The sequence below is a fragment of the Acinetobacter higginsii genome (assembly GCF_000369525.1).
Lineage (GTDB): Bacteria > Pseudomonadota > Gammaproteobacteria > Pseudomonadales > Moraxellaceae > Acinetobacter > Acinetobacter higginsii.
Map to the genome: position 1 here is coordinate 209,109 of NZ_KB850071.1, position 25,904 is coordinate 235,012.

General features: G+C 39.9%; 21 protein-coding genes. 4 read left to right on the plus strand and 17 right to left on the minus strand.

What is annotated here, in order from left to right; genetic code table 11:
- Nucleotides 1-323: 323 nt before the first annotated feature.
- From F902_RS04200 to bfr, 4 genes are all read left to right on the plus strand, one after another.
- Complete coding sequence (locus F902_RS04200; RefSeq protein ID WP_004803952.1) at nt 324-2,441, plus strand: RelA/SpoT family protein; 2,118 nt, start codon at nt 324-326, stop codon at nt 2,439-2,441.
- Nucleotides 2,442-2,607: 166 nt separating this feature from the next.
- Nucleotides 2,608-2,988 carry a RidA family protein gene (locus F902_RS04205; RefSeq protein ID WP_004657462.1) on the plus strand — a complete coding sequence of 127 codons (381 nt, stop codon included), beginning with the start codon at nt 2,608-2,610 and terminating at the stop codon, nt 2,986-2,988.
- Between the two features lie 185 nt (nt 2,989-3,173).
- A complete protein-coding gene (locus F902_RS04210) occupies nt 3,174-3,368 on the plus strand; it encodes a bacterioferritin-associated ferredoxin (RefSeq protein WP_004776027.1) in 195 nt (64 codons plus the stop codon).
- 245 nt (nt 3,369-3,613) lie between these two features.
- Nucleotides 3,614-4,078: a heteropolymeric bacterioferritin subunit Bfr gene (gene bfr / locus F902_RS04215; protein WP_004803950.1), complete on the plus strand. Its 465-nt coding sequence runs from the start codon at nt 3,614-3,616 to the stop codon at nt 4,076-4,078.
- A gap of 69 nt (nt 4,079-4,147) precedes the next feature.
- Here the strand turns inward: bfr and F902_RS04220 are convergent, their stop codons facing one another.
- The 17 genes from F902_RS04220 to aroK form a co-directional block, all read right to left on the minus strand.
- Nucleotides 4,148-5,788, minus strand: coding sequence for a PglL family O-oligosaccharyltransferase (locus F902_RS04220; protein ID WP_005201322.1), 1,641 nt, complete (start codon nt 5,786-5,788; stop codon nt 4,148-4,150).
- An 82-nt stretch (nt 5,789-5,870) separates the two neighbouring features.
- Nucleotides 5,871-6,605, minus strand: coding sequence for a TfpX/TfpZ family type IV pilin accessory protein (gene tfpZ / locus F902_RS04225; protein WP_005201323.1), 735 nt, complete (start codon nt 6,603-6,605; stop codon nt 5,871-5,873).
- Nucleotides 6,606-6,647: 42 nt separating this feature from the next.
- Nucleotides 6,648-7,070, minus strand: a complete 423-nt coding sequence (locus tag F902_RS04230) for a pilin (RefSeq protein WP_005201324.1) — start codon at nt 7,068-7,070, stop codon at nt 6,648-6,650.
- Nucleotides 7,071-7,217: 147 nt separating this feature from the next.
- Nucleotides 7,218-8,411 (minus strand): serine hydrolase domain-containing protein, encoded by a 1,194-nt coding sequence (locus F902_RS04235; RefSeq protein ID WP_005201325.1) that lies wholly within the window; start codon nt 8,409-8,411, stop codon nt 7,218-7,220.
- A 4-nt stretch (nt 8,412-8,415) separates the two neighbouring features.
- Nucleotides 8,416-9,600 carry an O-antigen ligase family protein gene (locus F902_RS04240; RefSeq protein ID WP_005201326.1) on the minus strand — a complete coding sequence of 395 codons (1,185 nt, stop codon included), beginning with the start codon at nt 9,598-9,600 and terminating at the stop codon, nt 8,416-8,418.
- A gap of 2 nt (nt 9,601-9,602) precedes the next feature.
- Complete coding sequence (locus tag F902_RS04245; protein WP_005201327.1) at nt 9,603-10,967, minus strand: sulfatase-like hydrolase/transferase; 1,365 nt, start codon at nt 10,965-10,967, stop codon at nt 9,603-9,605.
- A 79-nt stretch (nt 10,968-11,046) separates the two neighbouring features.
- Complete coding sequence (locus tag F902_RS04250) at nt 11,047-11,490, minus strand: pilin (protein WP_412781768.1); 444 nt, start codon at nt 11,488-11,490, stop codon at nt 11,047-11,049.
- Nucleotides 11,491-11,912: 422 nt separating this feature from the next.
- Entirely contained in the window at nt 11,913-12,473 is a 561-nt protein-coding gene (locus F902_RS04255; protein WP_005201332.1) for a TPM domain-containing protein, read from the minus strand.
- A complete protein-coding gene (locus F902_RS04260) occupies nt 12,467-13,522 on the minus strand; it encodes a TPM domain-containing protein (protein ID WP_412781769.1) in 1,056 nt (351 codons plus the stop codon). The genes F902_RS04255 and F902_RS04260 overlap by 7 nt, the downstream gene beginning before the upstream one ends.
- A 51-nt stretch (nt 13,523-13,573) precedes the next feature.
- Complete coding sequence (locus F902_RS04265) at nt 13,574-14,164, minus strand: LemA family protein (RefSeq protein ID WP_005201336.1); 591 nt, start codon at nt 14,162-14,164, stop codon at nt 13,574-13,576.
- 179 nt (nt 14,165-14,343) lie between these two features.
- Nucleotides 14,344-15,234, minus strand: coding sequence for a metal-dependent hydrolase (locus F902_RS04270; protein ID WP_005201338.1), 891 nt, complete (start codon nt 15,232-15,234; stop codon nt 14,344-14,346).
- 114 nt (nt 15,235-15,348) lie between these two features.
- Nucleotides 15,349-16,758: an MFS transporter gene (locus tag F902_RS04275; RefSeq protein ID WP_005201340.1), complete on the minus strand. Its 1,410-nt coding sequence runs from the start codon at nt 16,756-16,758 to the stop codon at nt 15,349-15,351.
- 171 nt (nt 16,759-16,929) lie between these two features.
- On the minus strand, nt 16,930-18,351 hold the full coding sequence (locus F902_RS04280) for a glutamate synthase subunit beta (protein WP_005185515.1): 1,422 nt from the start codon (nt 18,349-18,351) through the stop codon (nt 16,930-16,932).
- A 71-nt stretch (nt 18,352-18,422) separates the two neighbouring features.
- Nucleotides 18,423-22,901: a glutamate synthase large subunit gene (gene gltB / locus F902_RS04285; protein ID WP_017402262.1), complete on the minus strand. Its 4,479-nt coding sequence runs from the start codon at nt 22,899-22,901 to the stop codon at nt 18,423-18,425.
- 453 nt (nt 22,902-23,354) lie between these two features.
- Nucleotides 23,355-24,218 (minus strand): hypothetical protein, encoded by an 864-nt coding sequence (locus tag F902_RS04290; RefSeq protein WP_005201345.1) that lies wholly within the window; start codon nt 24,216-24,218, stop codon nt 23,355-23,357.
- Between the two features lie 19 nt (nt 24,219-24,237).
- Entirely contained in the window at nt 24,238-25,320 is a 1,083-nt protein-coding gene (gene aroB / locus F902_RS04295; RefSeq protein WP_005201347.1) for a 3-dehydroquinate synthase, read from the minus strand.
- Nucleotides 25,321-25,340: 20 nt separating this feature from the next.
- Nucleotides 25,341-25,901 carry a shikimate kinase AroK gene (gene aroK / locus F902_RS04300; RefSeq protein ID WP_005201348.1) on the minus strand — a complete coding sequence of 187 codons (561 nt, stop codon included), beginning with the start codon at nt 25,899-25,901 and terminating at the stop codon, nt 25,341-25,343.
- Between the last annotated feature and the right edge of the window lie 3 nt (nt 25,902-25,904).

Below are 25,904 nucleotides of genomic sequence, written 5' to 3' on the forward strand. Positions count from 1 at the left end.
GCGTAAAGCCCATTGTGAAGACTCTGGGCTTTTTTCTTTCTTGCAAAATTCAATGCATATTGATAAAAGCAATATCCGTCATTGAAAAAAATTACGAGTTTTTATAATGAACAAATTGACAAGTTTCTCAATTTGCTTTTCATTAGAAGATAAGCGTAATGTTTGCGAACACTTGCGATCAGTGTAAGTTTTCAATGGGATCAAATCTGGTTTACGACATTCAATTCGCATTGAATAGGTGAACCATCAACGTAATATATCTTTATATCGTTGAAGTATCAGCAGACATAGCATTTCTGAATTTAGGTTATAAAAGGTGTTATATGCCAGGCGAAGAGGTCAGCCAAGCCAAGCAGCAGCTCAGAGCAATTATTGAGGCCTATCTTAATGATAGTGACGTTCAACGAGTACTTGCGGCCTGCGATTTTGCTGATTTAGCCCATAGTGGTATCACCCGTAAAAGTGGTGAGCCTTATGTGTTGCACCCGATTGCAGTAAGTTGCATTTTGGCGCATATGCGTCTTGATGCAGATACACTGATGGCGGCCTTACTACATGACGTGATTGAAGACACTGAATTTACCAAAGACGAAATTGGACAGAAATATGGCTCAGTGGTCGCAGAATTGGTCGATGGCGTCACCAAACTCAGCCATTCCAGTGATAAAGAATATAACAAAGCCGCATCCTTCCGAAAAATCTTGCAAGCAACGCTACAAGACCCTCGTGTCATTATTATTAAATTAGCTGATCGCTATCACAACATGACCACCTTAGGCGCATTGCGTCCAGATAAGCGTGCCCGTATTGCACAAGAAACGCTGGATATTTTTGTACCCATGGCTCGTCTGGTCGGTATGAATGAGATGGCGGATAACCTTGAACACCTGTGTTATCAGAATCTTGATTTAGACATGTTTAATGATGTGCAAACTGCACTGCTTGAGACCAAGCCGAAGCGTTGCGAATATCAAGCGGTTTGGGAGCAAAAACTTTCTGAACTGCTAAAAGCCTATGACCTCAAAGGCCGAATCAAAAAGAAAAACAATAATATCGAGTTACTGCGCCATTTTATTAAAAATGAAATCGACTTAAATGAACTCAGCCACAGCCATGCCTTTGAAATTATTTTACAAAGTATCGCAGACTGTGACCGTCTAGTTGATGCACTAAAAGACAATTTCCAAGTTCTACAATATAGCGATCATATTCGCCGTCCTTTACCTGGTGGCAACCAATCACTCATGATCCAGTTGAAAGGTGAAAAGACCACACTTTCATTGACCATCCAAACTGAACTGATGCGTAAAGCAGCGCGTTTTGGTGTGGTACTGGGTGAAAATGCACCGCAAGCCTGTCGCTCAGCGATTCAGGCATCCATGCAGAACTTGAATACTCTAATTGATAGCGGCTGTGCCAAAACCACCTTTAGTGATTTGCTTGATTATCTTCACCAAGAAAAAATTTGGGTCTATACCCCACATGGGCAACTACATGAATTACCACAAGGCGCAACCGTAGTTGATTTTGCCTATTCAGCTAGCCTATTTTTAGGTAACCACGCGGTTGGTGCCAAAGTCGATGGTGAAATTCGCCCTCTATCGACACCATTACACAGTGGACAAGTGGTTGAGATCATTACCGATGTTTTAGCAACTCCAAATCCAGACTGGCTCAGCTTTATTAACACGCAGAAAGCGCGTCGCGCACTGCAAAATATGCTTAGAGAGCAGGATATTGATGAACAGCGCTTAGTTGGTCAGCAAGCGCTAAACCGTGCATTAAAACTATTCCAGCGTTCAATTGATGATCTATCGCCAACTGATTGGACGAATGTACTGGAGTGGCGTCATTTAAGTAGTAAAGATACCCTGTTCGAACAGATTGCTGTGGGTGATCTACTCCCACAACTGGTCGCAAATCATTTATTTGCTCAGGATTATCATTCACAGCATCATGAAGCATCTGATCGTCTGATTTTAGGTACAGAGGGCGTTGATGTAAAATATGCGCATTGCTGCAACCCAGTCTTGGGTGATCCAATCCAAGGACACCTCTCCCGACGCGGTTTGATCGTGCATCGCTCACGATGTCGTAATTTATTACATGAACAGCACCTTCACCCAGAAAATATCATGCCATTGCATTGGCAATCCGAAGAAATTGATGATGTCCGTTTCAGTGCTTATCTATGTATTCACATGGCAATGAATGATGAGCAGATCTCTGATTTAATCTATCAATGCCGTAAAGCCAAAACGGGGGTAGAGATGGTTCATTCACAAGACCAAAAAACCTATGTCAACATCGTGGTCAGCAACCGAAATCAAATCGCCCAAATTATCCGAGATTTACGAATGAACTTTGGCTTCCCTCGTATTGAACGCCTAAATATGCCCATCGTACAGCCTGAAGTCGCAAAATTGGCAACCACCAATTAAATACAAATACAGCTGTGAAATGAATCTTTAAAGCATTTTATCGATATAAAAGTTCTAATAAGATATCCATGCAACTGCGACTACACAGTACTCAAGACTTTCGTGCCTGAATTTTTGTGTTAAAGTCGCATGGTTTAAGATAGAAAAAACAACCTAGGAGAGCTAAATGTCACGCCAAGTTATTCATACTGAACACGCCCCTGCTGCTATCGGAACATATTCTCAAGCAATTCTTGTTGGCAATACGCTCTACCTTTCAGGTCAGATTGGTTTAGATCCGTACAGTATGGAACTTGTAGAAGGCATTGAAGCTCAAATCCGTCGCGTATTTGATAACCTTAAAGCCGTTTGTACTGCGGCTGGTGGCAGTTTAGCCGATATTGCCAAACTCAATATCTTTTTAACCGACTTGTCACACTTCCAATTGGTAAACCAAATTATGGGCGAATACTTTGCGCAACCCTACCCTGCACGTGCAGCGCTTGGTGTTGCCAGTTTACCAAAAGGTGCTTTGGTGGAAATGGATGGGATTGTAATCATTCCATAAGCACTTTTTTTTAAATTTATATTTATCAAAAAGTTATAAACCATCAAAAATATCGCCGATCAGGCGGTATTTTTTTATTCAAATTCCCAATAAGAATATACGCATTGTTAGAATGAAATTCATTGACAAACGATAATAATTATCAATAATATCAATTATCGCATTTATATTTGTGGCTCACTCCCATGTATGTTTGTTTATGTCGTGGAATTACAGATCAGGATATCAAAGACGCCGTTGCAAATGGCGCTGAGAGCTATCGTGAAATCCGTGACCTACTCGATCTAGGAACATGTTGTGGTCGTTGTGCTCCAGAAGCCCGTGCTATTATCAGCGATGAACTTGCTGAAATCGCCGCACGCATTTCTATAGCCGCCTGATTTATCTTTAAAACTCTTCCTCAAATTTAACTCGTGTTTTACGACTCCACCGCTTCCTGTAGAGCTTAAAAAGTTCCTCATTTAAGCGGTTTTTTTATAAAAATCATAATCATATCAGGATGTTTTTGATTGTGATTTTCATTTGCCGTTCTATAAATTACTCGCCAGACGATTCTTTGTTGATTAAAATAAAATAAATTGCCTTAGCAACTAGGGCATCACTTGGTGTTTTTGGAGTAAGCGCAATGAAAGGCAATCGCGAAGTTATCAATCAGCTGAATCAGGTGCTGTACCATCATTTAACTGCGATCAACCAATATTTCTTACATTCTCGTATGTTTAATGACTGGGGAATTGAGCAACTCGGTTCAGCCGAATATAAAGAATCTATTCGCCAAATGAAACATGCTGATAAAGTGATTGAGCGTATTTTATTTTTAGAAGGCTTACCGAATCTACAACATCTAGGCAAGCTCTATATCGGTCAGCATACTGAAGAAGTTCTGAACTGCGATATCCGTAAGGTCAAAGAAAATATTGAAGCAATCAAACAAACTGTTGAACTTGCTGAAGCAGAACAGGATTATGTGACCCGTGATTTGGTCCAAGAAATTTTAGAGAAAGAAGAAGAATATTGGGATTGGCTCGACACCCAACTTGATCTGGTTGAGAATGTGGGTATCGAAAACTATATTCAAAGCCAAATCTAACTCTTCTCTTCAACCCAAACTATTTATTGGGTTGAATCAAAAAATAAAGCCCGGATTAGGGCTTTATTTTTATCTCGCTTGCTTATTCATCTCAACCACTTCTGACAGGCTGAGTGTTTGTCCGTACAGCTGTTGTAAAATAAAGAGCTGCTGTTCTGCTTCCTCAAACTTGTGATTATAAACCAGTACCTGTGCATACTTTTTCAGGTTATAAGGGGTTGCTTTATTTTTGACTAAAGCATCCATCCACTCCAAATCCGTATTAGACATTTGAGTTTGAGGTTTTAGATTGATCCAATCAAGTCGCTGCTGAAATTGCGTTAGCAGCAGAATTTTAGAACTTCCCAATATCTCCACTGTAGGTTGCTGCTTTTTAAAAATTAAACGACTGTTTTGCTGAAATAGCTTGTAATCACGCCAGATCAATAACAACAGTACAATACCAATCAGCCAGATAACGCGAATGACATTTTTATTTAAAGTCACTGCTTTTAGCTGAGGTGTTTGTGCTTGAACTATCCCTAATAAAAAGCCCATAGGCAGCAGGAAATACGCATAGCGTTGTGGAAACTCCAGCATGGCATGAATCAGGATTGCAGCGACCATCATGATTGCAATCACCGAAGTGCTGTCTTTGGCATTTCGGTCTAACCAGAAGAACCAGATTGCCAGATAACCAATAATCAATAATCCAAGTGGTAAACCATTCCAGACCAAGATATCCAACAAAACATTGTGCGCACTGATCACCCACTCATGTGAAGGATGTAAATTAAAAATACTAATCTGAGCAATACTGGTTTGATTCCAGCCATAACCCAGCCAAGGCTGCTCTTTCAGCGCCAATAACATTTGCGTCCAGATATCAAAACGTAAGTAGCCTGAACTCGCCCGTTCAGCTAAACTGGCTGTTTGAACCAATTCTGAGCTCGAGAACGTTTCAATGACATTTGTGAGCAGTGGCAAACCCCACGCTGCAATCACAAAAAAACTGGCACACCAAATCCAAAGCTGAATAAAGCTGAAGCGTGGTTGCTGCTTGTATTGTTTATACATCCAATAAAATAGAATAAATAAACAGACTACCCATGAAGTTCGAGACTGAGTTAAAGCAATGGTAAATAGGATCAATAGACTAGATGGCACCAACCAATACGCAGCTACAACTCTTTTTTCATAGAGATATAAAGCCCCCATTAAGCCCATAATCAGAAATGTTGCCAAGTGATTCGGTTGGCCAAAGTTTGCATAAGGACGATCACCTTTTAATTGCATCACCCCATTAATCACACCGCCAAACCCGCACCATTGCACAATTGCCATGACACTACAGACAATCGCAATACCAAATAGCAGCTTAGAGGTCTCTTGCATCAGTAGTTCACGCTGATGCGCCTGCACCGAAAGGTTATAACCAAGCACGATCATCAGCCAAAAAGCGAATACATATAATGAACTTAAAAGCGCAGAACTAAAGTCATCCACCAATCCAAAGCCACATTGTAGCAGTGGAACAGCAATAATCGGTGCGATCCAAAGTTGTGCTCTTGGAATAATCATTTTTTTATTGAGAAAAACAGCAAGTAAAATTAAGCCAGCGGCAAAGCTAGCAAGTTCCCCTGAAAAAGTCACCCAAGGATAAGTATGAAATGGGGAAAGCCAAGCAAAACTGATCAGAACGCTGGCAAGAAAAAAGCATAAAAATTGCATACTTTATACATAAGAAAAAAGCTTAGTGAATTATATCGCTAAGCCTGAATCTACAAATCAAATATAAGATAAAAACTACAATTTACTTCCAAGGTCGTAGGTCGACAATTTTAACCACTTCTCCTTTTTCTTTATTAATGAGAACCGTCATGTCAACACTGGTCGAGCTTAATGGCAACCATGCGTCTGCATTAGGATAAGCATTTATAATATTTTCTACTGCTTGCTCTTCATTAAATTGCTTTAAAATTTCAATATTTTGTGCATTTTCTCGTAATTGTACTCTACTCATATCAACAGACTGATAACGTTCTGGACGCATGGCATTTGAAATGCCTGTGGTGACTGCTTCAAAAATATTTTTATTCCGCTCTTCAATTGAGTTTCCTGCATTAATCGCAACAAACTGTGGTTTTAACCAAGAAGGTGTTTGGTATTCAGGCTTGGCCTGAGTGATATGCTCTGGGACAATTTCATTCTTTCTTACCAGCTCAAAACGATCCCCATTTTGTACAATCCATGCTGGACGGCCTTGCTCAATACTATACACCCCATAAGACAATGCTGCGACCTGAAGTAAAATAATCACCATCAAATCAATTTTAAGGGTTTTTTTGCCTTCTTTATAGACAAGTAAGCCTAGTACTGGCCCAATAATTACATCAATTGCAAGCATCATCAAAAAGATATTAGTCACCCCTACTGACTTTGCCAATGGGGCTGGATACCATAGAAAAAAGACTATCCCAACAACAATGGAAGCAATAAAAACAGAAATCGTTAAATGGCTAATAAAAAATTTGATGCGTTTTGACATTGCTATCCTAGAATAAAACAAAGTTCTTTTGAACTTAAATAATTATGTACAATCAACAGGTTTTAGACGATTTGGAATTCCTGCCGATGCGCTACATCTCCAAGAACCATTTGCTTGACGATTTAAATATATCGACTTACCTAGAAGCACAGTAGCTACACTATGCATTTGGCATTCTAAAGCAGGTTGAGAAACACCACCAGCATCTGGGGCATGAACTAGATAATGACAAAACTGAGAATCAGGTGCTGAGAAACCCATATTATCTGTAGTAAAAGCACTACTATTAGCACCATCATTCATCACAAGTTCATATTGTGTTCTGGCCCCATTAAGCTCAGCGATTGCTGAAGTAATTTGAGATCTAGCCACATAGTTCTGATACAATGGTAATGCTATAGCCGCAAGCACGCCAATAATTGCCACCACAATCATTAATTCAATTAATGTAAATCCTTTATTCATGACTGCTCCCCCAATTTTAAAATATATTGAAAGCTAGCAAAAATAATGCCAAATATTTTAACATTAAATTTCAAATAGTTATGTTTAAAATAAATTTCTATATGACATTTTAGATACCATTCCAACAAAAAAGTCATATTTTAAAAACTAATGATTAAGCATCTGATAAAAGTATTTTTCTAACAGATTGTCATCGTAATCTTTATCATAACGTGTAGCGCCGTTACCCACCCATACAATAGTCTCTCCTTTTGCTGTAACCATAGCTAAAGAAGTTACTGCAGGTAAACCACCATTGCGGAAATACATCCTTGGAGCACTATTGTCTTGTTGGTATTGCCACATCGCATAACCATTACATGACTTAAATTGAGTAATACGGCATTTTTTAAGATTGTCTTCGGCAATATCTAAGATATTCAAATGTTGCTGCTGAAGCATACTACGAATTAACAATGCGAGACTTTGAGCACTACCTGATAATCCTGCAGAAGAGGAAGTGGACTGAAAGTTAAAAGAATTATCATCGCTCTCTGTCCAAAAGTCATTATTCCTAAAGTCATAACGCACTTCATCAGGATAATAAATGCCATCCACAAACTTAATATTATATTTTGCTAAAGAGTATGTTTTTTGAACATAACCCCTGTAAGATTGCTGTGTAACACGCTCGATGACCGCACCGAGCAGACAGGTATTGCGGTTATCATAGGCATAATGATCATTAGGCTCAAAGTCTAATTTCAGTTTAAGTAAGGTCGAAAGTTGTGAAGGACACCATGGCGTTTTATTCGTGGCAAAAACCACATCTTCACTACGTAAGCGGTCAAAACCTGAACGTTGTTGTAATAAATCAGAGATTGTGATTTTTTTTATTCTTTCGTCATTAAAGTCTTTTCCATTTAATTCATCAAAAAAATTGACCATCGGATCATCTAATTCTATTTTTCCTTTATTGATTAGGTCTAAAATTGCATTATTTGTTATTAGTTTCGTCATGCTGGCATAGCGGAAACGCGTGTTTTCAGAAATTTTCTTTGAAAATAATGTTGTTTTTTCCCAACCGCTTTGACAATAAAATTGATGACCAGAAGAATCAATATAAGCAATTTGATTCGATAAATTTTTCTGATTTTTTATGATGTATTTTAAACTTTTTGGCATCCATTTAGGTGCATTCGCTGAGCAATCAATATTCCATATAGTTATTTGTGCTTGAAAAGGGTATACCAAACGCCAAAAACCAATGCGATCAACTAGAGTAAAATGGGCTGCAGCACTAACAATAAAAATTAAGAATAAAACTAAAATCATATCTCTTATTTTAATAATTCTAAACATTATCTCACCCTATTCTTAAATTTTTATCGGCATATATAGCCATTACAAAAAAACATGCCAGAATAAGAATAACTCCATAATATGCACCTCCATTAAAAAGTGAAGAAACGAATACATTTAATAGTAGAGCCATAATGAAAACCTCTTTCAAAGGCATACCTTTAAAATTAAACTCAGAAAAAGCTTTATAAAATAAAATTATACATCCCACTAGCCCAACCAAACCAAACTCAATTAAAATTTGTAAAATACTGTTATGTGCTTGTACTCTACCATAGATATTTAATTGCCGAACTGCCTCACCACCATAACCCAATATTGGATGATAACTAAAATACTCTAAAATTTTTTCGTAAATAGCCAGCCTACCAGAAGAAAAATGATCTACATTATTATCTAACTGAGAATAAGCCCTAAAAATACCTAATGATGGATGATTTGTTCCAAAGCATAGTGAAATTAAGGTTGAGCAAAAAATCATAAAAAAAATTAAAAAATTAAAATAATTATTTTTTAAAAAGTATAAATAAAACATTAAACCGATAGAGACACCTACATAAGCGGCTCTAGAGCCACTCCATAAAATAAAAGTCAAAATAAAAATTGAAATAATTATAAAAAAAAATTTAAACATATTTTTTTTATAAAAACCAATCAAAAACAAAGAACAAAAAAAACATATAGACATATAATCTGTAAAATTTCTTATATTATTTGAGAAATATAATCCACCAACCCAATCATAATCCATAGGAGACAACAATGAAAACCACATTCGCAAGATTATAAAAACATGAATCAGTGCAGAAAAAACTAAAATATTACAAACCACAATAAAATTAACAACATTTTCACGCATTAAAAATATCGTTAAAAAACCAAATAAAAATAAAGAATATATTTTAAACAAACCAACCCATGATTGATAAAAATCAAGCGGTGTAATTACCGCACTAACTGTAATAAAAAATACAAACAAATAAAAAAATAAAAGTTTTTTTGAAAAAAAATATAAAATAAAAGTTTTCTTATAAAAAAACAATACTAAAAGAAAAAGATAAAAACCCCAACATGCAACATTATAATTACTATTGAAACTATTTCCATCAACCATAAAACTAAGAAATAAAACATATAAATAGTAAAAAAAAGAAACAATATAATATTTTTTTTCTTTAAAATAATCCACAATTATTTAACCTCAAAATTAATATAAGAAACTTTTGAGTGTAAAAAAACAGATTTTTCTTCTCTCAATATTGGTGGTTCATGGTCGCCAACTACAACTACATAAGTACCTTTTAGTGCAGGTGAATTAATTAATTTTGATAGCGTATCAAAATATTGCGTTTGTAGTTTTAGATTTCTACAACTCGCTGTGTTTCCCTCAATGTGATGCTTTTTACAATTAAACAGATCAACTCTCAAATCCCGTTCATCATAAATTGCATGGGTTGATAATGTCAGCCAATATAAAAATAATTTTTTATTTGACTCAAACTCTTTACTTATACGTTGAATCATATCCCGATCACAATTACCAGGAAAAGAATAGCAATGTGAGTTAGGTAAATCTAATCCTTGATCTCTAAAATAAATTTTTCTAAAGCCAGCTCGAGGGTACCAATACTCTCGATCATACATTAAGCCTAATGCTCCATGTACTGCAACAGTTTGATAACCTAATTTTTTATATATATTCGGTAAGCAGTTTTCAAAGCCTTTCATTTGATTCTTTAAATTAAAATGTACAACTGCTTTTTGACACAACTCCCTTAGCTCACCACCAATAGTGAAACCTTCAAAATCAATTTCTCCTTGCTCAATGTGGGTTATTTTAGAACTATTCAACAATGGGGCAAGCACATCTTTTTGAATATCCGGTTCGCTAGGTACTCCCCATGATTCATTTACAACCAATAATATTTTTTTATTTTTTGAGAAATCATTAAATAATGATTTACTTGCACTCGGTACCTTCCCATTTTGGAATGCCTCACCATCAACTGTATATGTTTTTATAAAACCTCTATTTCTATAATCGAGATAGTTCAAAAATTGTGATGCTACAACACCTTTTCCTTCAGGTTTCCAAAAACTAACCTTTTGATTACTCCCAAAATATATATAATATCCATATATCATTATAAAAATATTAAAAATTACGAGAAGATAGTTTTTTAAATCAGCCCTATATAGCTTTATTATTAAATAAAACTCTATCATCAGGGAAAAAAATATAATAAGACCATACAGTTTATAGCTATTCGATGAAATAAATGAAAACTTAAGTAAATAAAAAATATCAACAAAACGGACAAAAGGAAATATTTGTGAAAAAATCCCTAAAAAATCAAAAAAATAAATGATAGAAAAAATTAATATGAATAATATTTTTTGTCGAAAAGCCAAGAAAAAAAATGCAAAAAAATAATCAATATTAATTAAAGAACGCTCAGAGCCAGACCACAATGCTAACATCAATATAGAAAAATTTGATAAAAATATAATAGCCATACAAATTATAATATTTTTTATTTCTTTTTGATTTAACATTTTTTCATCTTTTCAAATAGCAAGAAAATATAAAAAAGAAGAGGGATATTCCCTCTTCTTTTTACGTCTAATCTATCAATTAAGAACCAGAGCTTGCACAACCTGCTGGCTTAAACTTAGCTTCAACTGTAGTCGCACAACTCCAAGCACCTTCTGGTGTACGAGTCCAAGTAAGAGTTTGGTTTTTAATTTTAATTGCCGCGCTATTACCAAATGTTCCTTGAATTGCAGCCGATTCAGTAGCAGACGCGGGATAAGTAATTGTTAAACCTGTCTGACCTGTCACAGCTGCAGTAGAACCCAATAAATTGCTGTTCGTCCAACCAAGTTCACAATTCGCCGCTGTTTTACCGTCCAAAATACATGTTTCAATTACAGTTTTAAGCGAACCAGTTTCAGACATTACACGGCTAACTTGAGACTTCGCAATGTAGTTTTGATATTGCGGAATCGCAATCGCAGCCAAGATACCGATAATCGCGACAACGATCATCAATTCGATAAGAGTAAAACCCTTTTGCATTGATTTCATAACATTTCTCCAATGGATATTTTTTTATAAGCTTTTTTCAGCTATTTAGTAATTAGCATGTTTTATGCCAGTCCTTAGCTTAGCTAATTTTAACCTAAAAAAACAGGGACTTAAAAAAAATTCATGCTGGATAAAATGAGAGCAATTCGGACATTTTAAGAAAAAAAATGACAAATAACGTCATCTTTACTGCTTAATTATTCATTTTTTTTGCTAATGAATTTGATTACTTTCTACTTGTATGTAAATTGAGCGACTCAATTCACAGAAAATTTATTGATATTTTTTTTACCGCTTATCAGAAGATATTTGGAACAATCGACCGATAATAGATTTAATGTACAGAACATTCTGCACATTAATAGATTTTAAACAAAACAACAAGCTCTATTTTTGGATAGCAAGATCCCGTTTTAATTTAGAATAATCGGCTCATTCGACAATTCATTTTGATCATTGAGGTCTGTTTTCACATAATACTGGTCTAGTACTTGTCCAACCTCTGTAACACCATTATTTACTGCTTGTAAATATTGCTTTTGAGCCAGTAACTGCACAATGCTTTGACAGATCCTATTCCAAGTTTCAGCTGGTGTAGCATTTTTTAAACCGCGATCAATTACAATCTCGACTTTACGCTCACATAGATTGAGATAGAGCAGTATCCCACTATTCAGTTCAGTATCCCAAACTCCTAGCTCGGCAAACAGTTGCTGAGCGCGTAAACGGGTATTTTGATGATAGGCCTGTGAACAAGGGATATGTCCTTCAATCACCACCTGAATCTCCCCCACATGGCCCTTTTCCGCTTGCTGTACCACTTTGGCAATCTCGGCTCGATCTTGCTTACTAAAGTACCGATGTGCTGATGAGACATAGAGGAAATGCTTAAACCAACGCTTCAAACTTGGCTGTACATGCTCATCTAGTTTAGGCTGAGTAATAATCTGTGTTGTATCTGTCTTGGTTACCATGAGCCTGATGCTCCCCCCCCGCCAAAGCTACCGCCGCCGCCACTATAACCACCGCCACTGCCGCCGCCAAAACCACCTCCGCCACCACCACGACCACCTCCCGATAGAAAGGCTTGGAAAATAAGTTGCGCCAACGAGGTGATCAATAAAAAGAAAATCCCGACACCGAGCAATAAGCTCATGACCAGACCCGCACCGTTGACCAAACCAGCAACAGTTGCAGCCACTGCTGCAGTAGAAGCACTTAAGCGATTACCGACAATAAATGATCCGACTACACCCGCAATCAAGATAAACAGTGCCATAGTCAAAGTATTGTCTTTAGCCTGCTGTGCTTGAATTGCTTGTTCATGCCGATCTTTCAATTCTTGTGCAGCTTGCTGTGCAATCTCAGGGTCTAAATTGACGATACGAGTGATTTCATCTAATCCCGCAGAAATCCCTTGTGCATATTGCCCCTGCTTAAAGTAAGGGGTGATTTGATTGCGGATAATTCGACTCAGCACCACATCGGGCAATACGCCTTCCAAACCATAACCCGTCAAGATTTGAATATTACGATCATTGACCGCAATTGCCATCAACAAACCATTATCGCGCTTGGCTGAACCCAACTGCCATTTCTCTCCTGCACGCAAGGCAAAATCAAAAATGGCTTCCTGCCCAGTCGTTGGTACGATAATCACTCCGATTTGCGCTTTGCCTTGCTGATACAGGCTGAGAATTTTCTGATTGAGTTGCTGCATTTCAGCAGCACTCAATACTTTGGCCTGATCAATCACAGGTTGATTTAAAGTTGGCAAACCACGAATCGATTCGCCCTCTGCCATGTCATTGGCCACTTGGGACAATACAGGAGTTTCAGCATTTGGCGAGGCTGGTGTAGTTGTCGTTTTATTCTTTTGCTGTTCTTGGATAATTTTACCCGCAACAAGCACATCACTTTGATCTGTTGCGGTCGCGACTTCAGCCCAAACCGTATGTTGGAAAAACAGTGTCGCAAAAATAATGGTTAAAACAGGTAGGATTCTCTGCTTTAAGCTCTGCATAAACACGTTCAACATACGGTGACTCCTCACAGTTCGAAACAATTTCAGATATTAATTAAATGAAACTGTTGGCGCTTGCTGTGCAGACTGTTCCGCTTTAAAGTTTTCTTTGGTTTTCATGCCAATCACTTTAGCCGTCAACGCTTGAGGGAATTGACGTACATAGCCGTTGTAATCTTGAACCGTGGTAATATAACGGTTACGCGCAACGGCAATGCGGTTTTCAGTGCCTTCAAGCTGTGCTTGTAAGTCACGGAACTGCTCATTGGCTTTCAAGTCTGGATAGTTTTCTGAAACCGCAATTAAACGAGACAATGCACCCGTCAATTGGCTTTGTGCTTGTTGGTATTTTTCGAATAATGCAGGATCTTCCAACACTTCTTTATCGACTTTTAAGCCAGCGACATTAGAGCGTGCTTGAGTGACTTCAACCAATACTTGCTCTTCATGTTTGGCATAGCCTTTCACCACATTGACCAAATTCGGCACCAGATCGGCACGGCGTTGATATTGGTTCTGCACTTCAGACCAAGATGCATTTACGGCTTCGTCTTTGACCTGCAAAGTGTTATAGCCACAACCAGTAAATAACAAGGTACTTGCCAATACGGTTGCCAGTGCAGTTTGTTTGATGATTTTCATAAAAATTTATCCTCAAGTTTTTCTTTATATTTTTGCGATAATTCATTGTAATGGGATTTTTTGTCAGCTGTGTAACATTTATTAAAGTTGATTTATAGGTATTTAAATAAAAAAGGCATTACTCAAGCAAGCTTGAAATAATGCCGCGCTAAGCACAAACGTTTAACTTTGAATTGAAATTAACTATAGATTTTAGATGCTGTTTGTTCTTGAAAACTTGCCATCCCATATTCATCGGCCATACGCGCTTTCCAGTAATTCACCAAGCTCGTATAGTCATGTTTGGCAGGATGAAAATCCGCTTGATAATAAGATAAATATTCAGGAATCAACTGCAATAACATTTTACTCAGCAAGTACATACCAAATAGATTGCCACCAAGTTTCGGTAAGCTTTTCCACTTATCTTGCCAGATTAAACGTGTGGTGGCATAAAAAGTCAGACTGGCAAAGCCTGTGGTCACACTGCGCATAAGCAAACGGCGAATACGGTCATCACCATAGACTTCTTGATAAACATCAAATGCCACCGAACGATGCTCGATTTCTTCAATTGCATGCCAGACCCACAACTTCATCGCATCCTCATCTAGCGTGCTGAGAATTTCTGGATGTTTTAGAATATAGCCACCTAACATCGCGGTAAAATGCTCAAAGGCACAAGTCAAAGCCAGTTGTAGTTTCGGATGAATATTGCGCAACATATCATCCCGTTTCGCCAACCATGCCTGAAACCGATCGAGATTATAATCGTCACGTCGCCAAGCATCATTAAACTCAGTATGTGCTTTGGAATGCATTGCCTCTTGCCCAATAAAAGCCGCAATCTGCGCCTGTAATTGTGGATCTTGCACTTTATCGCGGACATTACGCACGCTATTGACAAAATACTGCTCTCCAATCGGAAATGTTGAAGACAGTGCCGTAAGTAAATGAGACATCACTGGAGAATTGGCAAAATAATGACGTTTGATTTTTTTTGGATTAAATTGCAAACGTCGTACAGTAATTCCCAATGCTTTGGGACGGTTTAAATAAGTTTTTTCTACCTTCACATTTGCAAGAGCCATCTCAATTGCCTGCAGCATTTCCTAGACTGAGTTCGAGTATTACGCTGGGAAAATGGCAAAGACAGGGCAAAAAAGCTTATAAAGTTTGCCAAAACTACCAAAATGATGACTGGTCTAGGCCGATGAAATCGGTGCGATACATTCTTCTGGTTTAATTTTTCTCAGGCTCAGCATGGCTGCAAGAAACAGTCCACCCATAATCACAACCACACTATGGAAAGCGAATAACTGGGCTTGCGCCATAGAATAATGCAGTGTTTCAACGGTCCATTGAATAATAAATGCTGTCAGGGTTCCCAATACTGCAATGCCAAAGGTCAGGCCAAGCTGCCTGAGCATATTTAATATTGCCGCGGCAAAGCTTGCATCTGCCTGCGATACCGAATATAGACTCAAGGTACTGGAGCTCGGGACAATCAAGCCAATACCTGCCCCCATCATGCCACTTAAGCCAATAAATAGCAGATAAGATGAACTGCTCTGGAAGCTGATCATCGCAATCAAGGCGATTCCCGAAATGAGCAACCCCATTCGAAGTAACGGTAACACACCATAGCGTTGCTGTAACCGACCAAAGCAAATGGAAACCACGGCCTGCATTAGGAATTGCGGAGCGATCAACCAGCCTGCTTGCGCTGCACTTAAATGAACCTGTTCCTGATAAAACAAAGCAAAGACAAATAAAGAGCTATAGCCTGCAAATCCCAATAAAAATGAAATCAGGTTAAAACGCAAAAAAATGCGGTTGCGAAATAAATGACGTGGCACCAGAGGGTGCAAGACTTTATTTTGATGTCGAATAAAAATCAGAGTAAAGACAACCGATATGAGAAAACTAAAACTGATCAAATAACCGATATGGGCCTGCTGTACCATGATAATGCTATAGGTCAATGTTGCGATTGCAATCACGCTATAAATCAACCCTAAATAGTCAAAACTTACTTTTCGCTGGCTTAAATCTGGTTCAATCCCTTTCCAGCCTAAAAATAAGGCCAATAATCCAACGGGTAGATTTAACCAAAAAATACTCTGCCAGCCTAGATAATGCACCATAAGGCCACCCATCAGTGGCCCAACAATCAAGGCAAAAGCACTGAAGGAACTCCAGTTGCCAATTTCTCGTGCCTTGCGATTGGCTTGGGTAAAATGATGTACGATGATTGCAAGGGTTAAAGGAATCAGCATCGCCCCCGCAATGCCTTGGATCACTCGTCCACCAATCAACAAGCTAAAATCTGGCGCAGCGGCACAAATCACCGAGCCAAAAATAAAGATCAGGACACCCGTCAACCACAGACGTTTGCGCCCTAACCATTGACTTAAAGCTCCAACCGCCAGCATTAAACTCGACATACTCAGTGCATAGCTATCAATCACCCATTGTAAATCGGCAAGATGACTATTGAACTGGGTTTGAATTGCGGTTAAAGCCAAATTTACACTGCTCAAATCTACCAAGCAAAGAAAGGTACTGGTATACAGCGCAGCAATTAACAGCCTGTCATTGAGTTTCGATGTCATTATTTTATCCACTCAGCATAACAAAAATGAGAATTATTATCATTAATAGCATGGCAATTTATTGACTGCTTGTTAAAGTTTTTTATTTTCTTTGGCCATAAACCATCGACAAAATAAAAAAAGCCCAAGCACTTGGCTTGGGCTATTAAAACTTAAATACTGAAAGAAAGCTTACACGCCAAGGTAGTCCAAAATACCTTCAGCTGCTTGGCGTCCTTCCCAGATTGCAGTCACAACCAAGTCAGAACCACGTACCATGTCCCCACCCGCAAAGATTTTTGGATTCGAGGTCTGGAACTTGAACTCTTGTTGTTCAGCTGCGACCACACGACCCGAACCATCCAAACCTACATTTGCAGTGCTAAACCAATCTGCTGGACTTGGACGGAAACCAAATGCAAGTAACACCGCATCTGCTGGCAATACTTCTTCAGAACCCGGAATTGGTTCAGGGCTACGACGACCACGACTGTCAGGTGCACCCATCTGTGTAGTTACAACCTTAACGCCAGTCACTTTGCCATTTTCACCAACAATTTCAATTGGCTGACGGTTGAACAGGAATTTCACGCCCTCTTCATAGGCATTCTTCACTTCACGTGCAGAACCTGGCATGTTGCTTTCATCACGGCGATAAGCACAAGTCACATCATGTGCGCCTTGACGCAATGAGGTACGGTTACAGTCCATCGCGGTATCACCACCACCTAGAACAATTACTTTTTTACCGTCTAGATTGATGTATTCGCTTGGATCTTTTTCCCAACCTTGGCAACGATTTACATTGGCAATCAAGAAATCCAGAGCATCATGCACACCATTGAGATCTTCACCCGGGAAACCACCTTTCATATAGGTGTAAGTTCCCATTCCCATAAATACAGCATCGTATTCAGTCAGAAGTTGTTCAATCGTTACGTCAACACCAATCTCGGTATTTAAACGGAACTCAATGCCCATTCCTGTGAAGATTTCACGACGACGTTTCATCACATCTTTTTCCATTTTAAATTCTGGAATACCAAATGTGAGCAGACCACCGATTTCAGGGCGTTTATCAAATACCACTGGTTTTACGCCACCACGCGCAAGAATATCTGCACAGCCTAAGCCTGCTGGACCTGCACCAATGATCGCAACTTTTTTATCAGTCCATTTAACCCCAGACATATCTGGACGCCAGCCTAATGCAAAAGCCGTATCGTTAATATATTTTTCAGCATTACCAATGGTCACTGCACCAAAACCATCGTTTAAGGTACAAGCACCTTCACACAAACGGTCTTGTGGACAAACACGACCACAGACTTCTGGCAAGGTATTGGTTTGGTGGCAAAGTTCAGCTGCTTGGAAAATTTGACCTTCTGCAATCAGCTTTAACCAGTTTGGAATGTAGTTATGTACAGGACATTTCCATTCACAATACGGGTTACCACAGCCTAAACAACGGTGGGTCTGATTCGCAGCCACTTCCGCAGTAAAAGGTTTATAAATTTCCACAAACTCTGCCTTGCGGACAGTAATATCTTTTTTCTCTGGATCTTGGCGTGCTACATCCAGAAATTGAAAGTCATTATTCAGGCGCTCTGCCATGTCTCTCTCCGTGGGTAGGCGCAGCGATGTCCCTCATCTCTGCACCTGCCTATGTCTATGCAGTCGTGGAATTATTGTGGATCAGCTTGTGTTGTTTTCAAAAGCGTTTGTAAATTAGCAGCTTTTGGTTTTACCAGCCAGAACTTACGACTATAGAAGTCGAACTCATTACGGATCTTGTAAGCCCAAGCACTACCCGTCTCTTGGATATGTTCATCAAGAATACGCAGTAAGTTTTCTTTGTGGTCTTCCATCGCCTCAGTAGAGATACGATTCAGATCAATAAGTTCGTGGTTATAGTAGTCGACAAAGTCATTATCAAGGTCAAGTACATAAGCAAAACCACCGGTCATACCTGCACCGAAGTTATGACCCACTTTACCCAATACTGTTACCACACCACCCGTCATATATTCACAACAGTGGTCGCCCGCACCTTCAATCACAGCAAATGCGCCTGAGTTACGTACCGCGAAACGCTCGCCCGCAGTTCCCGCAGCAAAGACTTTACCGCCAGTCGCACCATATAAGCAGGTGTTACCAATGATCGCAGTATTTTGCGTTTGGAATGGCGAACCTTTTGGTGGGAAGATCGATACTCGACCACCCGCCATACCTTTACCGACATAGTCGTTGGCATCACCTTCCAGTTTGATATGCAAACCACCTGCATTCCAAACCCCAAGCGACTGACCTGCTGTACCAACAAGGTTCATGACCACCGGGCTGTTTTCCATAGCCAAGTTACCATAACGACGTGCAATTTCACCAGAGATACGTGCACCAATCGAACGATCACAGTTACCTACGGTGAAGTTGAATGAGCCGCCAGCACCGGCTTCAATTGCTGGTAACATCTCTGCCACCATTTTCTCCGCCAACACACCTTTATCGAATGGTGCATTGCCTTGAACTTGGCAATATTGTGCCTTGCCTTCAGCAGCAGGATGCGACGTTAATAGTGCACTAAGGTCAAGATGCGCGTGCTTGTCTGTTTCACCCGGTAAAACTTCAAGTAGATCAACACGACCAATCAAATCTTTCAATGATGCAACACCAAGTGCAGCCAACCATTCACGTGTCTCTTCAGCAATAAACTTGAAGAAGTTGATCAGCATTTCTGGCTCGCCAATATAATGCTCTTGACGTAAATGGTCTTGTTGCGTTGCAACACCAGTCGCACAGTTATTTAAGTGACAAATACGCAGGTATTTACAGCCGAGTGCAATCATTGGCGTCGAACCAAAACCAAAGCTTTCAGCACCTAAAATTGCTGCTTTCACCACATCTAAACCTGTTTTCAAACCACCATCAGTTTGAACACGGACTTTACCACGCAAATCGTTCACACGAAGTGCCTGATGCGCTTCACTTAAACCAAGTTCCCATGGCGAACCTGCATGGTGAATCGATGAAAGTGGCGATGCTGCTGTACCACCGTCATAACCAGAAATGGTAATGAAGTCTGCATAGGCTTTTGCAACACCTGCAGCAATCGTTCCAACACCTGGCTCAGAGACCAATTTCACCGATACCATCGCTTGAGGATTGACTTGTTTCAAGTCAAAGATCAATTGCGACAAATCTTCAATCGAATAAATATCGTGGTGTGGCGGTGGAGAAATTAGTGTCACACCCGGTACTGAGTAACGTAAACGCGCAATTAAGCCATTCACTTTACCACCTGGTAACTGACCACCTTCACCTGGTTTTGCGCCCTGTGCAACTTTAATCTGCAACACTTCAGCAGAGGTTAAGTACGCAGGAGTGACACCAAAACGACCTGATGCAATCTGTTTGATTTTTGAGTTACGAATCGTGCCATAACGCGCAGGATCTTCACCACCCTCACCTGAGTTTGAACGACCGCCAATGGTATTCATGGCAATCGCAATGGCTTCATGCGCTTCTGGTGATAATGCACCTAAAGACATACCTGCAGAGTCAAAGCGTGGAAGAATATCTTCAATCGTTTCAACTTGATCCAATGCAATCGAATTTGTGGTTTTTAACTTAAATAAGTCACGGATCGTTGCAACAGGACGGTTATTCACCAGCTCTGCATATTCTTTAAAGTCTTGGTATTGACCTGAACGCACCGCTTTATGCAGTGAGTTAATCACGTCTGGGTTGAACGCGTGATACTCTTTACCAAATACGAATTTAAGCAAACCACCTTGATCAATCGGTTTACGATGCTGCCAAGCAGTTGTAGCCAATTTCTTCTGGTCATTTTCCAAATCAGCGAATGTTGCACCTTGGATACGGCTTGGTACGCCAAGGAAACATTTATCCACCACTTCTGAAGACAAACCGACTGCTTCAAATAATTGACCACCACGATAAGACGCAACCGTAGAGATTCCCATCTTAGAAAGAACTTTGAGTAAGCCTTTCTCAATCCCTTTACGGAAGTTGGCTTGCGCATGGATTGGGTCACCCAATAACTCGCCTTTCGCAACCAAGTCATTGATCACATCATAAGCCAAATATGGATACACCGCAGTCGCACCAAAGCCTAACAAAACTGCAAATTGGTGTGGATCACGGGCAAAACCAGTTTCAACTAAAATGTTTGCATCGGTACGCAAACCGGTTTTAATTAAATGGTGATGAACAGCGCCTGTTGCCAATGCTGCATTTGCGGGCAAGAAACCTTCACGCAAGTTCTTATCGGTGAGCACAATCAGTGTTTTACCATCACGAACGGCTTGAGCTGCTTCTTCACAGATGCGTGCAATTGCCGCTTGCAGACCTTCAGCTTCTACATAGTTCAGATCGATATCAACAACGCCATAGCCTTCACGTTCTTTTTCAACATCACGAAGCTGCTGCATTTTCGAATTTGACAATACAGGGCTTGAAATGATGATACGGTCCGCATGTTCTGGGCCTTGCTCAAACACGTTCTGTTCACGACCCAAACAGGTTTCCAACGACATTACGATTGATTCACGTAATGGATCAATCGGAGGGTTGGTCACTTGCGCAAACTGTTGACGGAAATAATCAGACACATGGCGAACTTGGCGGGACAATACTGCCATTGGCGTATCATCACCCATCGAGCCTACTGCTTCCTGACCACTTTCTGCAATTGGACGCAATAACTGGTCGCGCTCTTCAAATGTCACCATAAACATTTTTTGCGCAGCTTTTAATGCATCACCTGTTAAGCCTTGGTCAAGCAACTGCTCTTCAAGCTGTGGATTGGCTTGTAAACGGATGGCGTGATCACGCAACCATTCACGGTATGGACGCATGTTTTTAAGATGGTTGCTAACATCTTTGGTATCTAGCACTTTGCCAGTCAAAGTATCAATCACTAAAATTTGACCTGGACCCACACGACCTTTAGACACCACATCTTCAGGTTCATAGCCCCACACACCAATTTCTGATGCAAGCGTGATGTAATCATTCTTGGTGATCACCCAACGCGCTGGACGTAAGCCATTACGGTCAAGCATACAGATTGCATGACGACCGTCTTGAATCACCAGACCCGCTGGACCATCCCACGCTTCCATATGCTTCGAGTTAAATTCATAGAAAGCACGTAAGTCAGCGTCTAAAGTTTCAACGTTTTGCCATGCTGGCGGAACCAGCATACGGAGTGCACGGAACAGGTCCATACCACCACCAACCAAGATTTCAAGCATGTTATCTAAGCTTGAAGAATCCGAACCAGTACGGTTCACAATTGGATTTAACTCAGTTAAACCTGGAAGTAATGGGTTTTCAAATTTTGGCGTACGTGCCAATGCCCAGTTACGGTTGGCAGTAATGGTATTGATTTCACCATTGTGCGCCAAATAACGGAACGGCTGTGCCAACGGCCAACGTGGTAAGGTATTGGTCGAGAAACGTTGGTGGAATACCACAATATGTGAGGTTAAACGCGCATCCGCCAAATCGGTATAGAAGTCAGCAATCGCAGCTGGCATCATCAAACCTTTATAGCTGATCACCGTTGTCGCCAACGTAGTCACATAGAAAAGCGGATCATTTTGTAATTGTTGTTCTGCACGACGACGAGCTAAGAAGAGCTTACGGTTAAACTCAACCTCAGTTAAACCCATCGGGCAGTTCACGAGAATTTGTTCAAATGCAGGTAAGGATTGTAGTGCAATCTCACCCAAGGCATCATTATTTGTAGGTACAACACGCCATGCTGCAACAGTTAAACCTTCAGCAGCAATTTCTTTATTTAAAATATTTTTGGCATTTTGCGCTAAAGCAGGATCGATGTTTAGGAATACAGTTCCTGCAGCAAAAATCTCAGTCAGGTTACTGCCTAATTTCTGTGCTTCTTCACGGAAAAATTGTTTCGGCATCGCCAATAACAATCCGCAACCATCTCCTGTCTTACCATCCGCGGCAATACCACCACGGTGCGTCATGCAACTTAAACTGTGAATCGCAGTTTCGACCAGATGATGGCTTGAGTCACCCTTCATATGGGCAATCAGACCAAAACCACAGTTATCCTTAAACTCGTCAGGCTGATATAAACCTTGAGCGGGAGCTACAGTATTAGGCGATGGCATGTGCATAGCGTACCCTTCTTTCAACATGGCTCTTTCGAGCAACAAACAATCAATTCATTTTCTGCGATATTGCCGATTAACTCATACAAAGTTCAATGCTTCGCGAAAACATTTTTCATGGCGAATTTGCAATATACGTCTTTCCTTTACGAGATTGCACCCTATAAAGTGTTTTCAGTTATTACACCTTCACCTAGGTTTGTAAAGCACAAAAACTTTCCATTTCACCCAATTAATGAACTGTTTAGCACAAAACAGGGCAATGAGCAGACAAATTAGCACCACAAAAAAGCAAAAAACATGCCATATATGCATGTTTTTACTAAATCATTAAAAAAGTTAAAATAACATCAAGATATGAAGAAGAATGCACTCATTTTTGCGCACAAAAATGCACCAAAAACTTCCATGATGCTATAAAAAGAACCACAAACGCACAATTATGGTGCAATTTTAATTAAAAGGGTCACTCACTTCACGCTTAGAAGCATCTGAATTTTCTTTTATTTTTTCAGCAGTTGCAGGTGGTTTTGGTGCCGATTGGGTCTGTTTTACATTAACGACATTACCCTGCGCATCACGCTGTGTAACTGTGGTCTTCACCGCCGATGGTTCCGTGCTACGTACAGCAGTTGTACTCTGCGACGCGCCGCTTCCCATCAGTAAACTCTCATCCACCCTAGGCAATGCCGCCGGTCTTAACTGAACTGCATAAAGTTGATTGGTTGCTGACTTCATTTCGTCAGCACCTAGATCATTCACTAAAGCAGTATAACTTGAGAATTGATGAGCCGTTGGCTGAACAGATTCTGGTAGGGTTAGATTTAATTGCGCAAATTGACGGCTTGCATCTTCAGCATTTGTAAATACACCATAGCTGAGAACATATTGTTCAACCTGATCTTCACCGCTCAAACGAAAATATATAAACTTTCTGCGATCTTCACGGTTCAATAGAAAATTTTTAACAATCGCTTCATCTGAACTACGGAAAATCTCCATGGTCCATCGCTGCTGATTTTCTTTAATAAATTTAGTGCCACGAAATTCAGGTGCATGATCATTGGAAACAACGACACGTGTTGTTAAATCCAAGGGCTTAACTTCGTCCGAAAGAGCGCCTAAATGTGCTGTCGCAGCAACCTTTTCTGGCTGAATTTGGACTTGAGTTTCGGTTTGGGATGGCTGCTCTTCTTTGACCAACACCTGACTATCGGTAATACCCCAAAATATCAATGCAGCTATTAAACAAGCTACGGCAAAAACCAGCCAGCTATATTGTTGAATATTTTGCCAAATTGATCGTGATACAGCCATGCTTTTCCCAAATGATTAATTATGCAGATTGATTTGCAAGAATAGATTGTTTCATCAGCTCAACATCAAAATCTTTGGTAATCACTGCTTGCCCTAATTTATTCAATAAAACCAAGCGCAATTGACCATTTAAGACTTTTTTATCGTGCGACATATAAGCCAAGAATTCATCTAATGGAATTTTCGGACATGATATCGGTAAATGAGCACGTTGAATGATATTTTTTGTACGTTGCAGATCTTCCGCAGAGATCCAACCTAAACGCTGCGACAAATCTGCAGCCATCACCATCCCTGTTGCTACTGCCTCACCATGTAACCATGTGCCATAACCTAGATAAGATTCAATTGCATGACCGAAAGTATGCCCAAGATTGAGCAACGCACGCTCACCCTGTTCTTTTTCATCATTAGCTACAATACGTGCTTTATGTGCACATGAACGAAAAACTGCTTCAGCCAATAGATTTGCATCACGAGCAACCAAAGCATCCATGTTTTGCTCTAACCAAACAAGAAAATCAGTATCACCCAATAAGGCATATTTAATTACTTCAGCCAAACCTGCAGACAGTTCACGATCAGGCAAGGTATCCAGTTGTGCCATATCTGCTAGTACCACTTGTGGTTGCTGGAAAGCACCCAACATATTTTTACCTAAGGGATGGTTAATTCCCGTCTTACCACCGACACTGGAATCTACTTGTGATAATAACGTGGTGGGCACTTGCACAAAGTTCACACCGCGTTGGAAGCAAGCGGAGGCAAAACCCGCCATATCACCAATCACGCCACCACCTAAAGCCAATACCGTACAATCACGGTTAAAGCCCGCTTCGAGCAGAGCATCGAAAATTAAATTCAAGTGCTGGATATCTTTATATTTTTCACCATCAGGCAAAATGCATTGCGCCACTTGTTTATCCAACTGGGTTAATGCATTCACATAATGTTCGAGATATAACGGTGCAACAGTGGTATTGGACACTAACATCACTTGTCGGCCATGTAGATACGGCTCAAGTAAACTTTTAGGATCTAAATGGCTGCCAATAAAGATCGGATAACGACGATCACCTAACTCAACATGTAACGTTTGCATAAACTTAAACCAACCAGAGACTATTTAACTTGTTTAGATAAAATGACGTGTAAAATACGTTGCGCTAAATCCCGTGCTGCACCTTGATTTGTTTCAATTATATAATGTGCAACCTCGCGATATAAAGGATCGCGGATCGTCAGTAGATCACGTAATTTTTGCTCTGGATTTTCGACTTGTAATAATGGGCGATTTTTATCGCGATAGGTCCGCTGCAGCTGTAGCTCTACAGGCGTATAAAGATAAACAACGATACCGCGTTGTTTTAAAAACTCACGATTCTTCGCTTGAGTAACAACTCCACCACCAGTCGCCAGCACCAATAATGGACGGGAAGTGAGATCATTTAAAACATTGGTTTCACGCAAACGAAATCCTGCTTCCCCTTCTTTTTCAAAAATCCATGGAATGGTCGCGCCTGTTTTGCGTTCGATCTCATGATCACTATCAATAAAATCTCGGCCTAACAATTCTGCTAAATGTCGGCCAACTGTTGTTTTCCCTGCCCCCATCGGCCCTACCAAATAAACATTTGGTAGGGTTTCAAACGCTTTGCTTGGCAACGCGCCACCTATATTCATTGC

Bases quoted from the DNA above. Each gene is read 5' to 3' on its own strand.
- F902_RS04200 (WP_004803952.1), top strand. From the start codon at position 324: ATGCCAGGCGAAGAGGTCAGCCAAGCCAAGCAGCAGCTCAGAGCAATT.
- F902_RS04290 (WP_005201345.1), bottom strand. From the start codon at position 24,218: ATGGCTGTATCACGATCAATTTGGCAAAATATTCAACAATATAGCTGG.
- F902_RS04270 (WP_005201338.1), bottom strand. From the start codon at position 15,234: ATGGCTCTTGCAAATGTGAAGGTAGAAAAAACTTATTTAAACCGTCCC.
- tfpZ (WP_005201323.1), bottom strand. From the start codon at position 6,605: ATGTCAAAACGCATCAAATTTTTTATTAGCCATTTAACGATTTCTGTT.
- aroB (WP_005201347.1), bottom strand. From the start codon at position 25,320: ATGCAAACGTTACATGTTGAGTTAGGTGATCGTCGTTATCCGATCTTT.
- F902_RS04205 (WP_004657462.1), top strand. From the start codon at position 2,608: ATGTCACGCCAAGTTATTCATACTGAACACGCCCCTGCTGCTATCGGA.
- F902_RS04280 (WP_005185515.1), bottom strand. From the start codon at position 18,351: ATGGCAGAGCGCCTGAATAATGACTTTCAATTTCTGGATGTAGCACGC.
- F902_RS04220 (WP_005201322.1), bottom strand. From the start codon at position 5,788: ATGCAATTTTTATGCTTTTTTCTTGCCAGCGTTCTGATCAGTTTTGCT.
- F902_RS04245 (WP_005201327.1), bottom strand. From the start codon at position 10,967: ATGTTAAATCAAAAAGAAATAAAAAATATTATAATTTGTATGGCTATT.
- bfr (WP_004803950.1), top strand. From the start codon at position 3,614: ATGAAAGGCAATCGCGAAGTTATCAATCAGCTGAATCAGGTGCTGTAC.
- F902_RS04265 (WP_005201336.1), bottom strand. From the start codon at position 14,164: ATGAAAATCATCAAACAAACTGCACTGGCAACCGTATTGGCAAGTACC.
- F902_RS04275 (WP_005201340.1), bottom strand. From the start codon at position 16,758: ATGACATCGAAACTCAATGACAGGCTGTTAATTGCTGCGCTGTATACC.
- F902_RS04260 (WP_412781769.1), bottom strand. From the start codon at position 13,522: ATGCAGAGCTTAAAGCAGAGAATCCTACCTGTTTTAACCATTATTTTT.
- aroK (WP_005201348.1), bottom strand. From the start codon at position 25,901: ATGAATATAGGTGGCGCGTTGCCAAGCAAAGCGTTTGAAACCCTACCA.
- F902_RS04230 (WP_005201324.1), bottom strand. From the start codon at position 7,070: ATGAATAAAGGATTTACATTAATTGAATTAATGATTGTGGTGGCAATT.
- F902_RS04255 (WP_005201332.1), bottom strand. From the start codon at position 12,473: ATGGTAACCAAGACAGATACAACACAGATTATTACTCAGCCTAAACTA.
- F902_RS04210 (WP_004776027.1), top strand. From the start codon at position 3,174: ATGTATGTTTGTTTATGTCGTGGAATTACAGATCAGGATATCAAAGAC.
- F902_RS04235 (WP_005201325.1), bottom strand. From the start codon at position 8,411: ATGTTTAGAATTATTAAAATAAGAGATATGATTTTAGTTTTATTCTTA.
- gltB (WP_017402262.1), bottom strand. From the start codon at position 22,901: ATGCCATCGCCTAATACTGTAGCTCCCGCTCAAGGTTTATATCAGCCT.
- F902_RS04250 (WP_412781768.1), bottom strand. From the start codon at position 11,490: ATGCAAAAGGGTTTTACTCTTATCGAATTGATGATCGTTGTCGCGATT.